The following is a 13,313-nucleotide window of genomic DNA, read 5'->3' on the forward strand; positions in this document are numbered from 1 at the left end:
GGACATGTCCTAGGGGGTGTCCGGCGGATCAGGGCCGGGTAGGTCGCGGCGAGGTGCCGTGCCGATGGGGTCTCCCCTGCTCGAGCGAAGCCGAGAGCTTGGGGAAGTCGCGGCCCCCGCCATGATCCGCCGCCGGACACCCCCAGCAGAGGAGCCCCGCATGCACGACGAACTCCGCCGCATCGAGCAGCGCGTCGCCCGCGTCCACGACCAGCGCGTCAAGCCCGCCGTCCACAGCGCCAGGGTCCCGCTCGCCCTCCAGGCCTGGCACGTGCCCGGCGAACCCGTCCCCTTCGACGAGGCGAAAGCGGCCGCGTACAAACCGTTCGGCGTCGGCACCCCATGGGGACCGCCCTGGGGCACCACCTGGTTCACGGCGCGGGGCACCGTCCCCGCCGAGTGGGCAGGCAAGCGCGTCGAGGCCGTCTTCGACCTCGGCTTCGTCAACGACTGGCCCGGCAACCAGGCGGAGGCCCTCGTCCACCTTCCCGACGGCCGCCCCCTCAAGGCCGTCAACCCGCAGAACCAGTACGTGCCCGTGGCCCGTCCCGCCCAGGGCGGCGAAGAGGTCGACTACCTCATCGAGGCCGCCTCCAACCCGGACATCCTCGCCGACCGCTTCGCCCACCCCACCCCGCTCGGCGACCCGCGCACGGCCGGCGACCAGCCGCTCTACACCTTCCGGAGCGCCGACCTCGCGATCCTCGACGAGGACGTCTTCCACCTCTCGCTCGACCTCCAGGTCCTGCGCGAGCTGATGCTGGAACTGAGCGAACACGAGCCGCGCCGCCACGAGATCGCGCACACCCTCGAAGCGGCGCTCGACGCCCTCGACCTCGACGACGTCTCCGGCACGGCCGCCGCGGCCCGCGCCGTCCTCGCCCCGGCCCTCGCGAAGCCCGCGCACGCCGGCGCCCACACCCTCTCCTCCGTCGGTCACGCGCACATCGACTCGGCCTGGCTGTGGCCGATCCGCGAGACGAAGCGCAAGACCTCCCGCACCTTCTCGAACGTGACGGCGCTCGCCGACGAGTACGACGAGTTCGTCTTCGCCTGCTCGCAGGCCCAGCAGTACGAGTGGGTCAAGGACAACTACCCGCACGTGTGGGACCGCATCAAGGAGGCCGTCGCCAAGGGCCAGTGGGCGCCCGTCGGCGGGATGTGGGTCGAGTCCGACGGCAACCTGCCCGGCGGCGAGGCCATCGCCCGCCAGCTCGTCCACGGCAAGCGCTTCTTCATCGAGCACTTCGGCGTCGAGACCAAGGGCGTGTGGCTGCCCGACTCGTTCGGCTACAACGCCGCCTACCCGCAGCTCGCCAGGCTCGCGGGCAACGAGTGGTTCCTCACGCAGAAGCTGTCCTGGAACCAGACCAACAAGCTGCCCCACCACTCGTTCTGGTGGGAGGGCATCGACGGCACGCGGATCTTCACCCACTTCCCGCCGGTCGACACCTACAACGTCGAGTTCTCCGGCAGGGAGATGGCGCACGCCGTCCGCAACTACCAGGACAAGGGGCGCGGCACCCGCTCCCTCGCGCCCTTCGGGCACGGTGACGGCGGGGGCGGACCCACCCGCGAGATGCTGGAGCGCGCCCGCCGGCTCGCGGACCTGGAGGGCTCCGCGAAGGTCGTGGTCGAGCACCCGGACGCCTTCTTCGCCGCGGCGAGCAAGGAGATCCCCAAGGACCAGGTGTGGTCGGGCGAGCTCTATCTGGAGCTGCACCGCGCCACCTACACCTCGCAGGCCCGCACCAAGCAGGGCAACCGCCGCAGCGAACACCTCCTGCGCGAGGCCGAGTTGTGGGCCACGACGGCGGCTTTGCGCGTGCCGGGGTACGCGTACCCGTACGAGAAGCTCGACCGGCTGTGGAAGTCGGTGCTCCTGCACCAGTTCCACGACATCCTGCCCGGGTCGTCCATCGCCTGGGTGCACCGGGAGGCCGAGGCGGAGTACGCGCGCGTGGCGGGCGAACTCGAAGCGGTCACGGCGGAGGCGGTCGCCGCGCTGGGCGGGGGCGCATCCGGTGAGGGTGCGCCGCACGTGTTCAACACCAGCCCGTACGCCCGTACCGAAGTGATCCGCACCCCGGCCGGGGAGCCGGCCCTCACCCATGTGCCCGCCAACGGGTCGGCGCCCCTCGCCCCGGCTCTCCCCGACCACCCGGTCACCGTCACGGACGGCCGCACCCTCGACAACGGCCTCGTGCGCGTCGTCGTCGGCCCCGACGGGACGCTGGCCTCCGTGTACGACCTGACCGCGGAACGCGAGGTCCTCGCCGGCCCGGGCAACCTCCTCCGCCTCCACAGCGACCTGCCCAACTACTGGGACGCCTGGGACATCGACAAGCACTACAAGAACAACTACCGCGACCTCCTCGACGCCGAGTCCGTGACCGTGACCGAACAAGGACCGCTGCGCGCCGCCGTCCGCGTGGAGCGCGCCTTCGGCAAGGGCTCCCGCATCACGCAGACCGTCACCCTGCGCGCGGGCAGCAAGCGCGTCGACGTCGAGGCCGAGATCGACTGGCACGAGACCGAGAAGATCCTCAAGGCCGCGTTCCCCGTCGACGTCCGCGCCGACCACTCCAGCGCCGAGATCCAGTTCGGCCACGTCAAGCGCCCCACGCACACCAACACCAGCTGGGAGGCGGCCCGCTTCGAGGTGTACGGCCACCGCTGGGTCCACATCGGCGAACCCGGCTACGGCGTCGCGGTCCTCAACGACTCCACGTACGGCCACGACGTCTCGCGCACGACCCGCGACGACGGCGGCACGACCACCACCGTCCGCCTCTCCCTGGTGCGCGCCCCGCGCGTCCCCGACCCGGAGGCAGACCAGGGCGCGCACCGCTTCACCTACTCCCTGCTGCCCGGCGCGAGCGTCGCCGACGCCGTCGCCGAGGGGTACGCGCTCAACCTGCCGCTACGGGTGGCCGGTTCGCGCGCCGCGCCGGAGCCGGTGGTGTCGGTGGACGGCGACGGCCTGACGGTGGAGGCGGTGAAGCTCGCCGACGACGGCTCGGGCGATGTCGTCGTCAGGCTCTACGAGTCCCTCGGCGGCCGGGCCGACGGCACCCTGCGCACGGGCTTCCCGCTCGCCGGCGTCCAGGTCACCGACCTCCTGGAGCGGCCGCTCGCGCAGCAGCCGGACCAGGTGCGGCGGCAGTCGGCGGACGGCGGTGACGCGGTGCGGGTGGCGCTGCGGCCGTTCCAGATCGTGACGCTGCGGCTCGCGGTGGGCGGCCGGGGCTGAAGTCGTCGGTGGGGAGGGCCGGTTGGTCCTCCCCACGGATTCCGGCTGCGTGATTGTTTCTGACGCATACGGCGAATTTTCATGCAAGTGTCATCACCCCTTCCCCTCTGGCCGGTCCTCTTGGAACACTCTGTTCGCTTCTGTCCCCACACACTCAAGAGGCCCCACACCCATGCCTGAACTCAACCGGCGGCGTTTTCTCCAGATAGCAGGCGCGACCGCGGGCTTCACCGCCCTGTCGAACAGCATCGACCGCGCCGCGGCCATTCCGGCGGCCCGCGTCAAGGGCACCGTCCAGGACATCGAGCACATCGTCGTCCTGATGCAGGAGAACCGGTCCTTCGACCACTACTTCGGCACGATGAAGGGCGTCCGCGGCTTCGGCGACCCGCGACCGGTGACGCTCCCCAGCGGGAAGCCCGTGTGGAACCAGGCGAGCGGCGCCAAGGAGATCCTGCCCTACCACCCCGACGCGGCGGACCTGGGCATGCAGTTCATCGCGGGCCTCGACCACGACTGGGCCGGCGGGCACAGCGCGTTCAACAACGGCAAGTACGACAACTGGATCGCCGCCAAGGGCACGGGCACGATGGCGTACCTGACGCGCCAGGACATCCCGTTCCACTACGCGCTCGCCGACAAGTTCACGGTGTGTGACGACTACCACTGCTCGTTCATGGGGGCCACCGACCCCAACCGCTACTACATGCTGTCGGGTCACGTCGGCAACGACGGCACCGGCGGCGGGCCCGTCCTCGGCAACCAGGAGGCCGGCTACGGCTGGACCACGTACGCCGAGCGCCTGGAGAAGGCCGGGGTCTCCTGGAAGGTCTACCAGGACATCGGCGACGGCCTCGACGCCGCCGGAAGCTGGGGCTGGATCGACGACGCCTACCGCGGCAACTACGGCGACAACTCGCTCCTCTACTTCAACAACTACCGCAACGCCAAGCCGGGCGACCCCCTCTACGACAAGGCCCGCACCGGCACGAACGCCAAGGCGGGCGACGGCTACTTCGACGTCCTGAAGGCCGACGTCAAGGCCGGCAAGCTCCCCAAGATCTCCTGGATCGCCGCGCCCGAGGCGTTCTCCGAACACCCCAACTGGCCCGCGAACTACGGAGCTTGGTACATCTCGCAGGCCCTCGACGCGCTCACGTCCAACCCGGACGTGTGGAGCAGGACGGCCCTGTTCATCACGTACGACGAGAACGACGGCTACTTCGACCACGTCGTGCCGCCGTACGCCCCCGCCTCCGCGAACCAGGGCCTGTCCACCGCCGACACCACCCTCGACTACTTCAAGGGCAATGCGAGCTACGCGGCGGGCCCGTACGGGCTCGGCCAGCGCGTGCCCATGCTCGTCGTCTCGCCGTGGTCCACGGGTGGGTACGTCTGCTCCGAGACGCTCGACCACACCTCGATCCTGCGGTTCATGGAGAAGCGCTTCGGCGTCAAGGAGACCAACATCTCGCCGTGGCGCCGCGCCATCTGCGGCGACCTGTCCTCCGCGTTCGACTTCTCCCTCACGAACACGACCCCGGCGCAACTGCCCAGCACCGCCGGGTACCTGCCGCCGGACCACGACCGGCACAACAGCTACGTGCCGAAGCCGCCGGCCACCCCCGTGCTGCCCAAGCAGGAGTCGGGCTCCCGGCCCGCGCGCCCGCTGCCGTACGCGCCGTACGTCGACGGGGTCTCCACGCCGTCGACCGGCAAGTTCCAGCTCACGTTCAGCGGCGGCCCCTCCGCGGGCGCGGCCTTCCAGGTCAGGTCGCAGAACCGCACGGACGGCCCCTGGACGTACTCCACCGAGGCCGGGAAGTCGATCTCGGACGCCTGGAACTCGACCTACTCCGCCGGGAAGTACGACCTCACGGTGCACGGCCCGAACGGATTCCTGCGCGCCTTCAAGGGCACCAACACGGTCGCCGAGCCCGGCCTCACCGCCCGCCACGACGCGAGCACGGGCAACCTCACGCTCACGCTGACGAACCCCACCGGCGGCGACGTCCACCTCACCGTCACCAACGCCTACGGCGGGCAGCCGCAGACGTACACCGTGCGGGCCGGTGCCACCGTCACGCAGACCGTCGACCTGGGCGCGACCAAGCGCTGGTACGACCTGAAGGTGACGGCCGACAGCGACAGCACGTATCTGCGCCGCCTCGCGGGTCACGTCGAGAACGGACAGGCCGGCGTGAGCGACCCCGGGATCGTCACGGTCTGAGACCGCCGGGCGCCTTGTCCCGCAGGCGCTCGAACGTCGCGCCGCCGCCCGTTTCCTGCCGGTTCGGGCGGCGGCGTACGTCACATCTGTCCGGCTTGGATGCCATCACAGGTTGGCGCGATAGTGTGCCCGGGTGACCACGCAATCGAACACCCCTGCAGGCTGGTACCCCGACCCCCAGGGCGCGCCCCAGACCCTGCGGTGGTGGGACGGCGCGCAGTGGACCGAACACACCAGCCCCGTGCAGCAGCCCGCGGGCCAGCAGGTCCCGCAGCAGGCGCAGCAGCCTCAGCAGCAGCACGTGCAGCAGCCGGCCCAGGGGCAGTTCGCGTCTCACCAGCCCCAGCAGCACGCCGCCGGTCCGTACGGGCAGCAGGCCCCGCACCAGCAGCAACAGCAGCAGTACGTCGACCCCGCCAAGGTGCAGCGCCAGGTGCAGCACCAGGCCGGTGTCGCGCCCACCGGCCAGGGTGGAGGCAGCCTCTTCACCGAGCCGGTCCTGGTGGTGAACCAGAAGGCCAAGCTGATCGAGCTGACGAACGAGTACACCGTCATGGATCAGAACGGCGCCCAGATCGGCTCCGTCGTCCAGGTCGGCCAGAGCACGCTCAAGAAGGTCGCGCGCTTCGTCTCCAGCCTCGACCAGTTCATGACCCACAAGCTGGAGATCCGCGACGCGTACGGGCAGCCGCAGCTCGTCATGACGCGGCCCGCGAAGTTCATGAAGTCGCGTGTCGTCGTGGAGCGCCCGGACGGCTCGCCCGTCGGCGAGATCGTCCAGCAGAACATGATCGGCAAGATCAACTTCGGCATCAACGTGAACGGCCAGCAGATCGGCGCCATCAAGGCCGAGAACTGGCGGGCCTGGAACTTCTCGATCGTCGACCACGCCGACAACGAGGTCGCCCGCATCACGAAGACGTGGGAGGGACTCGCCAAGACGATGTTCACGACCGCGGACAACTACGTCCTCCAGATCCACTACCAGCTCCCCGAGCCGCTCCTGAGCCTCGTCGTGGCGACCGCCCTCACGGTGGACACCGCCCTCAAGCAGGACTCGCGCGGCTTCGGCTGACGGGCCCGGCGCCCGGCGGGCGCCGGTGCGCCATCACCGCGACGTGGGCTGCTCCAGGCCCACCTGCTCGCTCGCCCCGGCCGTCGCTCCGGCCGTCGTCCCTTGCGCGGCCGGGACGCGCGGTCCGCCCGCGCGGCGCGCGCCCGGGACCAGCAACGCGGCGAGCGCGGCGGCGAGGCACAGCGCCGCGAGCAGCGTGAAGCCGTGGGTGTATCCGGAGGCGTAGGGGAGTCCCGACGCCTGGAGGTGGCCCGTGACCAGGCTGCTCATCACGGCGGCGCCGATAGAGCCGCCGATGGTGCGGATGTTGGCGTTCATGCCGGTGGCCGCGCCGGTCTGCGCCGCCGGGACGCTCTGCACGATCAGGTTCGCCATGGACGCGAACGCGAGCCCGATGCCGAGCCCGAACACGCCTGCCGCGAGGGCGACCTGCCACTGCTCGGTGTGCCAGGCGGCGAGCATCGCGCAGGACACCGCGCCCAGCGCTGCGCCCGTCGTGAGCAGCGCCTTCGCTCCCACGAGAGGTTCGAGCCGGCCGCTGAGCACACCGGCGAGGAACATCGCCACGAGCATCGGCAGCATCAACAGCCCCGCGCCCGTCACGCTCGCCCCGAAGCCGTACCCGGCGGACGACGGCGTCTGGGCGAACCCGGGCAGGAACGACCACACCGCGTACATCCCCGCGCCGAAGAGCAGCGCGGCCGTGTTCGTCGTCCACACGGCGGGCAGCCGCATGACGCGCAGGTCGATCAGCGGGTTCGCGGAGCGGGCCTCGGAGAGTACCCAGGCGGCGAACAGGAGCACGGCGGCGGCCAGCAGTCCGGCGACCTTGACCGATCCCCAGCCCCAGGACGTGGCCTGGCTGATGGGCAGCAGCAGGGCGACGAGCCAGCCGGAGAGCAGTACGGAGCCGAGCCAGTTCACGCGTCCGGTGCCGCGCGTCGGCGACTCGGGCACGTAGCGGTAGGCGATCAGCGCCGTCACGGCGACGACGGCCGCGGGCAGCCAGAACAGCCAGCGGTAGTCGAGCGCGCCCACGATCGGCCCGGCCGCGACCATGCCGACGCCACCGCCCGCCGCGATGACGGCGGAGAGGTTGCTGATGCTGGGGCTGACGCGGTGACCGGGGAACTCGTCGCGGATGATGCCGAACGACAGCGGGAAGAGCGCGCCGCCGATGCCCTGGACGACGCGGGCGACGATGAGGACCGTGATGCTCGGGGCGAGGGCCGCGAGCAGACAGCCCACGGTCAGCGCGACGAGCGCGGCCACCATGGTGCGCTTCTTGCCGACGAGGTCGCCGACCCGGCCGAGTATGGGCGTGAAGATCGAGGCGGACAGCAGGTAGGCGGTCATCACCCAGGTCGAGGTGGCCTGGCTGGTGTGCAGGGCGTGCTGGACGGTCGGCAGGGCCGGGGCGACCAGCGACTGCATCATCGAGAACACGCCGGCACCCGTCGCGAGGACCGCGAAGGTGAGGCGGTTGGAGCTTCTGGACGCCGGGCTCGGCGCCTTGGGATTCCGGGACATGGGGTTCCGGGTCGTGCGAGGCGACGTCGTGCGATTCCGGTTCAAGGCGGTGTCTCTCTGAACGGAAGGTGGCTGGGCACGCCGGTGTGACCTGCGGCAGGGGCCGCGGTCCGAGGGCGCGCGCGAGCTGGGAGGATGGTGGGATCCGGCCGCTTGGGCCGGTCTGCCCGCAGCACTGTGCGGCGGGGCGCGGGGTGCGTCGGCTGTTAAAGTGGAGGCATCCCTCGACTTGGACAACGATAGCGGAGGGGAGCCTCCGGTACAACCTCGGCAGCCCGCGCTGCCTCACCCCGGGAGTGGCACGCATGACGGACAGGGAACTCGTCGGCGGGATCGTCGCGGCCCAGCGCCCGCGCCGCGCGGACGCGCGCCGCAACTTCGACGCCCTCCTCACCGCGGCCCGCGACGCGTTCGCCGAGAAGGGCGCCGAGGCGTCGCTGGAGGACATCGCCCGCCAGGCCGGCGTCGGCATCGGCACCCTGTACCGCAACTTCCCCACGCGCAGGCACCTCTTCGAGACCGTCTACGCGGAAGAGGTCGACGCCCTGTGCCGGCTCGCCGACGAACTCGAGGACGCCCCGCCGTGGGACGGGTTCGTCACCTGGCTGCGCCGCTTCGTGGACTACACCGTCACCAAGCGCGCCATCAGGGAGGCGCTCAGCGGTGAGTCGGACATCTTCATCGCGTGCCGCCGCGCCATGCTCGACGCCGGTGAACCGCTGCTGCTGCGCGCGCAGGCCGCCGGGGAGGTCCGCACGGACATGTCCTTCGACGACCTGCTCCGCCTGATCTCCGGCGTCACCGGCGCGGCCTACGTGGACACCGAGCAGCGCGACCGGGTCTTCGGCATCACGCTCGACGGCATGAGGACGCGTCCCGCGCCGCACAGGCCGTGACGCACGACGCGTAGGGCCGTGACGCACCACGCGTGGAGCGGACCGCGTGAAGGTGGGGGCGCCTTCAGGAAGCCTGGAGCGCGCCCGGGGCCGGCTCCGGCTGGGGCGGCACCGACGGCAGGATGACCACCGTGCCCGGGAGTATGGGCATCGGCGGAAGACTCTGAAGACTCGACGGAAGACCCTGAAGGCCCTGAAGACCCGCAAGGCCCGGCAGCTCCGCGACCGGCCCCGTCTCCGGAGCCCGGGACGGCAGCTCGGCTCGCCGTTCCGCCGCGATGAGCGACGGTTCCGGCCGGGTGTCCTCGTCGAGCTCCGGCGACGTACGCGTGAGGAGCAGGACGCCCCGGGCAGCGAGCGTCGCCCCAGCAGCCGCGAGCAGGATCCCCGTGATGCCGCCGTGGAGCCGTTCGCCGAGCAGCGTGACGCCGATGATCGCCGCGGCCACGGGGTTGGACAGGGTGACCATCGCGAGCGGGGCGCCGAGGCCGCCGCGGTAGGCGATCTGCGACAGGAGCAGGCCGCCCGCGGCGAACGCCGCGATCAGCAGCGCCACGACGATGACCTTGACGCTGAGCAGCGGTCCCGTCCGGTCGGTGACGGCGACGGTGACGGTCTGGGCGAGCGCCGAGGCGATGCCCGAGGCGAGGCCGGAGGCCGTCGCGTGCCGCAGCCCCGGCTTCGCGCCGCGCCGCGACAGGAGACCGATCAGTGCGGCCGTCGCACCGGCGACGGCGAGCGCCTCGCCGAGGCTGAGCGTGTCGTCGGGTGCCGGGCCCGAGGCCGTGAGCAGGAGCGCGCCGAGCCCGGCGAGCGTGAGCGCGGTGCCGCGCCATTCGACGGACAGGACGCGCCGCCCGGCCAGGCGCGCCCCGAGCGGTACGGCCGCCACGAGCGTCAGCGCGCCGAGCGGCTGTACGAGGGTGAGGGGGCCGTACTTGAGGGCCGCGACGTGCAGCAGCGCGGCGGACGCGTTGAGGAGGACGGACCCCCACCAGGCACCCGTGCCGAGCAGACGCAGGATGCCCGAGTCGGTCCCCGCGGTGCGCGACGCGAGCCGTTCCTGGGCGACGGCGGCAGCGGCGTAGGCGACCGCGGAGACGAGGGAGAGCGCGACGGCGAGGAGGGTGGCGTTCACCGGCGTGCTCCTGTCGCTGCGAGGGCCGTGCGCCCCGGACCCGCCACTTCCGTGGTGAACGGCGCCTCGACGGCGGACGCCGAGCCCGCCGTCACCGACACCGGGATGCGCGCGAGCACTTCGGACGCGGAGAGGGAGCCGCCGCGCTGATGCGCCGGGGCCCAGGGGGCGGGCATCGCCGCACCCATGGTCTCCGCCGTCGCGGTGAGCGAAGTCGCGGCACGCGGGGCCGGCACCAGACGCCGGCCGAGGGGCTGCCCCGGCCGCGAGGTCTGCACGGTGCCGGGCAGCCGGATCACCGCGAGCGCGACACCGAGGAGGGCCGTCGCCACGATCGCGTCCAGCCAGTAGTGGTTCGCCGTGCCGATCACGACGAACAGGGTGAGCGCCGGGTGCAGGAGCCACAGCCACCGCAGCCGGGAGCGGGTCGCGGCGATCAGGCCGACGGCGACCATCAGGGCCCAGCCGAAGTGCAGGGACGGCATCGCGGCGAACTGGTTCGCCATCGAGTCGGTCTGCGGCGTCGCGCCGTAGACGGTCGGCCCGTACACCTGGCCGGTGTCCACGAGGTGCGCGGCGGCCAGCATCCGCGGCGGGGCCAGCGGGAAGGTGAGGTGCAGCACAAGGGCCGCCGCGGTGAGAGCGGCCAATACCCGGCGCGTCCATATGTAGTGCCGGGGCCTGCACAGGTACAGCCAGATCAGAAAGGCGGCCGTCGCCGGGAAGTGCACCGTCGCGTAGTAGGTGTTCGCGATGTGGACGAGGCCTTCGCTGTGCAGCAGGGCATGCTGCACGGCGCCCTCGCCCGGCAGATGGACGGCGCGTTCGAGGTCCCATACGCGGTGTGCGTTGTGGAACGCCTCGCCGGTGTGGCCGTTGGCCAGTTGCCTGCCGAACTTGTAGACGAGGAACAGGCCGACGACCAGCAGGAGCTCCCGGACCAGGGGCGGGCGGGCGACGGCATCCGGCTTGTGGCCGACGGCGTCCGTCTCGCGGCCGGCTGTGTCCGGCTCCGGTTCGGCAGGCTCGGTAAGAGAATTCATCCCCCGGCCCCTTTTCATGACGACTGGGTGGTGCGGTGATGCGGAGGTGAGCGCGGCGTGAACCGCGCTCATCGATACGCCAGTGTACCGAAACGCTGGCGTACCGGTACACTGGCGTATCGATAGCGAAGATTCGCGAGGAGAAGAGCCATGGCGTCCCAGGAGCAGGCAGGCACATCAGTGACCACTTCGCGCCGCTCCAAGATCACTCCCGAGCGCGAGAAGGAGTTCTACGACGCGGTCCTCGACCAGCTCCGCGAGAACGGCTACGAGGCGCTCACCATGGAGGGCGTCGCGGCCCAGGCGTGCTGCAGCAAGTCCACGCTCTACCGGCAGTGGAAGACGAAGCCGCAGCTCGTGGCCGCCTCGCTGCGGGCGGGGCGCTGCGTGAAGTTCGCCAGTGTCGACACGGGTACGCTCGCCGGGGACCTGCGCTCGGCCGCACGTGCGGCGGCGGAGCAGGCCGGACGTGACACCCAGCTCGTCCAGGCCCTGGGACACGCGGTCCTCAGTGACGAGGAACTGCAGGCGGCGCTGCGCGAGGCCCTGGTCGAGCCGGAGCTGGCCGCGCTCGGGGCGATGGTCGACCGGGCGGTGGCGCGCGGCGAGATCGCCGCGGACCATCCGGCCGTCGAGTTCCTGGCCGCCCAGCTGCTCGGGGTGCAGCGCATCCGCCCGGTCCTCGAGGGCCGGTACGCGGACGCGGACTACCTCACCCGCTTCGTCGACGCCGTGGTGCTGCCCGCACTCGGCCTGGGCGAAGCCACCTGAACGGGAGGCCGCCGTCTGTCGGGATGACCTGACGGCGGTCTGCCCGCGCCGCACCGTGGGGACGGGCGCGGCGCGCACCCCCGGGCCGGGCGGGTCCCTCCTTGAGCGGAGGGGGACCTGCCCGGCCCCTGGGCTTTCTCCCCTGGGGCGCCCGACGGGTTGTCACGGGGGCCTGCGCGTGTCGTGCGGGGCCCTACACGTCCTGCCCGTTGCCGCCGCCCTCGGCGATAGCGGACTTCTTGATGCCCTTGGTGATCTTGTCCATCGACGTCAGGCCCGGAGCCTTGTCGTTCACGTCGATGCCGAACCGGACGACGACGAGCGACTTGGGGTTGGCCGGCGCGGGGAAGACCAGCGACTCGACGTACCCGTCGTCGCCCTTGGCCGTGACGACCTGCCAGCGCACCAGGTAGCCCTGCTGTCCGGCCACGGTGACGGCCTCCGAGGCCAGTTCCTTGTGCGAGGTGATCTTTCCGTAGATCGCGCCGCCGTACGACTCCTGCGCGTTCTTGGAGATGTCCTCCTTGGCCGCGGCCTCCGCGCCCGTCGCCTTGAGCTTCAGCGCCTCGGCCGACGCCGAGAACGCGCCGCCGCGCACACACTCCTGCTTCGTGTCGCCGGGGCAGGCGTACGGGCCGGTCGTCACCCCCGCGTTGCCGCCCTTCGTCGTGCCGCCGGTCCAGCCGTCGAGCACGGGCATCGACACCCCGTTGACGAGGTCGGCGGCGAATCCGGCGCCGGAACCCGGCCCCTGCGGAGCACCGCTCTCCCCACCGGAGCCACCGGACCCGCCGCTGCCCCCGCTCCCGCCCTGACCGTCACCCGGCCCCTGAGGAAGTCCCGGAGCGCCAGAGGGACTTGAGGACGAGCCGGCCCGGTCGCTCTTGCCGTCGCCGTCCCCGGACGACAGCGCGTACACACCGCCGACGATGCCGCCGAGCACCACCACGGCGACACCGGCGGCGATGGCTATCTTGAGGCCGCGTCGCGGCTTCGGCTCCGGGTACGCGGGGTAGCCCGGGTATCCGGGACGGCCGAACTGTCCCGGCTGCTGCGAGGCCTGCGGATAGCCGTAGGCCTGCGGATGCGCGCCGGTCCCGGCGGCACGGGTCTGTTCCGTCCACACGCTGCCGTCCCACCAGCGTTCGGTGCGGGGGCCTTCGGGCTTCTGGCCGGGATCGGGGTACCAGCCGGGGGGAGTCACCTGGGTCATGGGCGCCACAGTATGAGGCGTGCGTGAAAGAGGCATGAGAGGGGCCCGCTCCCGTTCCGGAACGGCACCCTCCCACTTACGGCGGAGACCTGCGCAGACCCCCACCCACAACCCCCCGGCTACGGCTACTCTCAACATCTGTACGTCGGTTGAGCGACTTCGGG

The 13,313-nt window shown here is 71.6% G+C and carries 9 protein-coding genes; 5 read left to right on the top strand and 4 right to left on the bottom strand.

What is annotated here, in order from left to right:
- Positions 1-160: 160 nt before the first annotated feature.
- From ACIPWY_RS02465 to ACIPWY_RS02475, 3 genes are all read left to right on the top strand, one after another.
- Entirely contained in the window at positions 161-3,253 is a 3,093-nt protein-coding gene (locus ACIPWY_RS02465) for an alpha-mannosidase (protein ID WP_393704338.1), read from the top strand.
- A gap of 172 nt (positions 3,254-3,425) precedes the next feature.
- Entirely contained in the window at positions 3,426-5,483 is a 2,058-nt protein-coding gene (locus ACIPWY_RS02470) for a phosphocholine-specific phospholipase C (protein WP_362901778.1), read from the top strand.
- Between the two features lie 133 nt (positions 5,484-5,616).
- A complete protein-coding gene (locus ACIPWY_RS02475) occupies positions 5,617-6,558 on the top strand; it encodes a phospholipid scramblase-related protein (protein ID WP_362901780.1) in 942 nt (313 codons plus the stop codon).
- Positions 6,559-6,591: 33 nt separating this feature from the next.
- On the opposite strand, the gene ACIPWY_RS02480 is transcribed toward ACIPWY_RS02475, so the two are convergent.
- A complete protein-coding gene (locus tag ACIPWY_RS02480) occupies positions 6,592-8,088 on the bottom strand; it encodes an MFS transporter (protein ID WP_362901781.1) in 1,497 nt (498 codons plus the stop codon).
- A 305-nt stretch (positions 8,089-8,393) separates the two neighbouring features.
- Here ACIPWY_RS02480 and ACIPWY_RS02485 point away from each other — a divergent pair, with 305 nt between their 5' ends.
- Positions 8,394-8,984: a helix-turn-helix domain-containing protein gene (locus tag ACIPWY_RS02485; RefSeq protein ID WP_362901783.1), complete on the top strand. Its 591-nt coding sequence runs from the start codon at positions 8,394-8,396 to the stop codon at positions 8,982-8,984.
- Positions 8,985-9,048: 64 nt separating this feature from the next.
- Here the strand turns inward: ACIPWY_RS02485 and ACIPWY_RS02490 are convergent, their stop codons facing one another.
- Together ACIPWY_RS02490 and ACIPWY_RS02495 are read right to left on the bottom strand one after the other, a co-directional pair.
- Entirely contained in the window at positions 9,049-10,122 is a 1,074-nt protein-coding gene (locus ACIPWY_RS02490; RefSeq protein ID WP_393704346.1) for a DMT family transporter, read from the bottom strand.
- Positions 10,119-11,165 (bottom strand): phosphatase PAP2 family protein, encoded by a 1,047-nt coding sequence (locus tag ACIPWY_RS02495; RefSeq protein WP_393704348.1) that lies wholly within the window; start codon positions 11,163-11,165, stop codon positions 10,119-10,121. The genes ACIPWY_RS02490 and ACIPWY_RS02495 overlap by 4 nt, the downstream gene beginning before the upstream one ends.
- Before the next feature lie 150 nt (positions 11,166-11,315).
- On the opposite strand from ACIPWY_RS02495, the gene ACIPWY_RS02500 reads away from it, so the two are divergent.
- Positions 11,316-11,936 (top strand): TetR/AcrR family transcriptional regulator, encoded by a 621-nt coding sequence (locus ACIPWY_RS02500; protein WP_362901789.1) that lies wholly within the window; start codon positions 11,316-11,318, stop codon positions 11,934-11,936.
- A gap of 193 nt (positions 11,937-12,129) precedes the next feature.
- Here the strand turns inward: ACIPWY_RS02500 and ACIPWY_RS02505 are convergent, their stop codons facing one another.
- Complete coding sequence (locus tag ACIPWY_RS02505) at positions 12,130-13,149, bottom strand: DUF2510 domain-containing protein (RefSeq protein ID WP_362901791.1); 1,020 nt, start codon at positions 13,147-13,149, stop codon at positions 12,130-12,132.
- Positions 13,150-13,313 lie beyond the last annotated feature (164 nt).

The sequence above is a fragment of the Streptomyces sp. NPDC090032 genome (genome assembly GCF_044748025.1).
Taxonomy (GTDB): Bacteria; Actinomycetota; Actinomycetes; order Streptomycetales; family Streptomycetaceae; genus Streptomyces.

What these genes read in the sequence shown, in the direction of transcription:
- ACIPWY_RS02465 (WP_393704338.1), top strand. Translation starts at nt 161, where the DNA reads ATGCACGACGAACTCCGCCGCATCGAGCAGCGCGTCGCCCGCGTCCAC.
- ACIPWY_RS02470 (WP_362901778.1), top strand. Translation starts at nt 3,426, where the DNA reads ATGCCTGAACTCAACCGGCGGCGTTTTCTCCAGATAGCAGGCGCGACC.
- ACIPWY_RS02480 (WP_362901781.1), bottom strand. Translation starts at nt 8,088, where the DNA reads ATGTCCCGGAATCCCAAGGCGCCGAGCCCGGCGTCCAGAAGCTCCAAC.
- ACIPWY_RS02485 (WP_362901783.1), top strand. Translation starts at nt 8,394, where the DNA reads ATGACGGACAGGGAACTCGTCGGCGGGATCGTCGCGGCCCAGCGCCCG.
- ACIPWY_RS02495 (WP_393704348.1), bottom strand. Translation starts at nt 11,165, where the DNA reads ATGAATTCTCTTACCGAGCCTGCCGAACCGGAGCCGGACACAGCCGGC.
- ACIPWY_RS02500 (WP_362901789.1), top strand. Translation starts at nt 11,316, where the DNA reads ATGGCGTCCCAGGAGCAGGCAGGCACATCAGTGACCACTTCGCGCCGC.
- ACIPWY_RS02505 (WP_362901791.1), bottom strand. Translation starts at nt 13,149, where the DNA reads ATGACCCAGGTGACTCCCCCCGGCTGGTACCCCGATCCCGGCCAGAAG.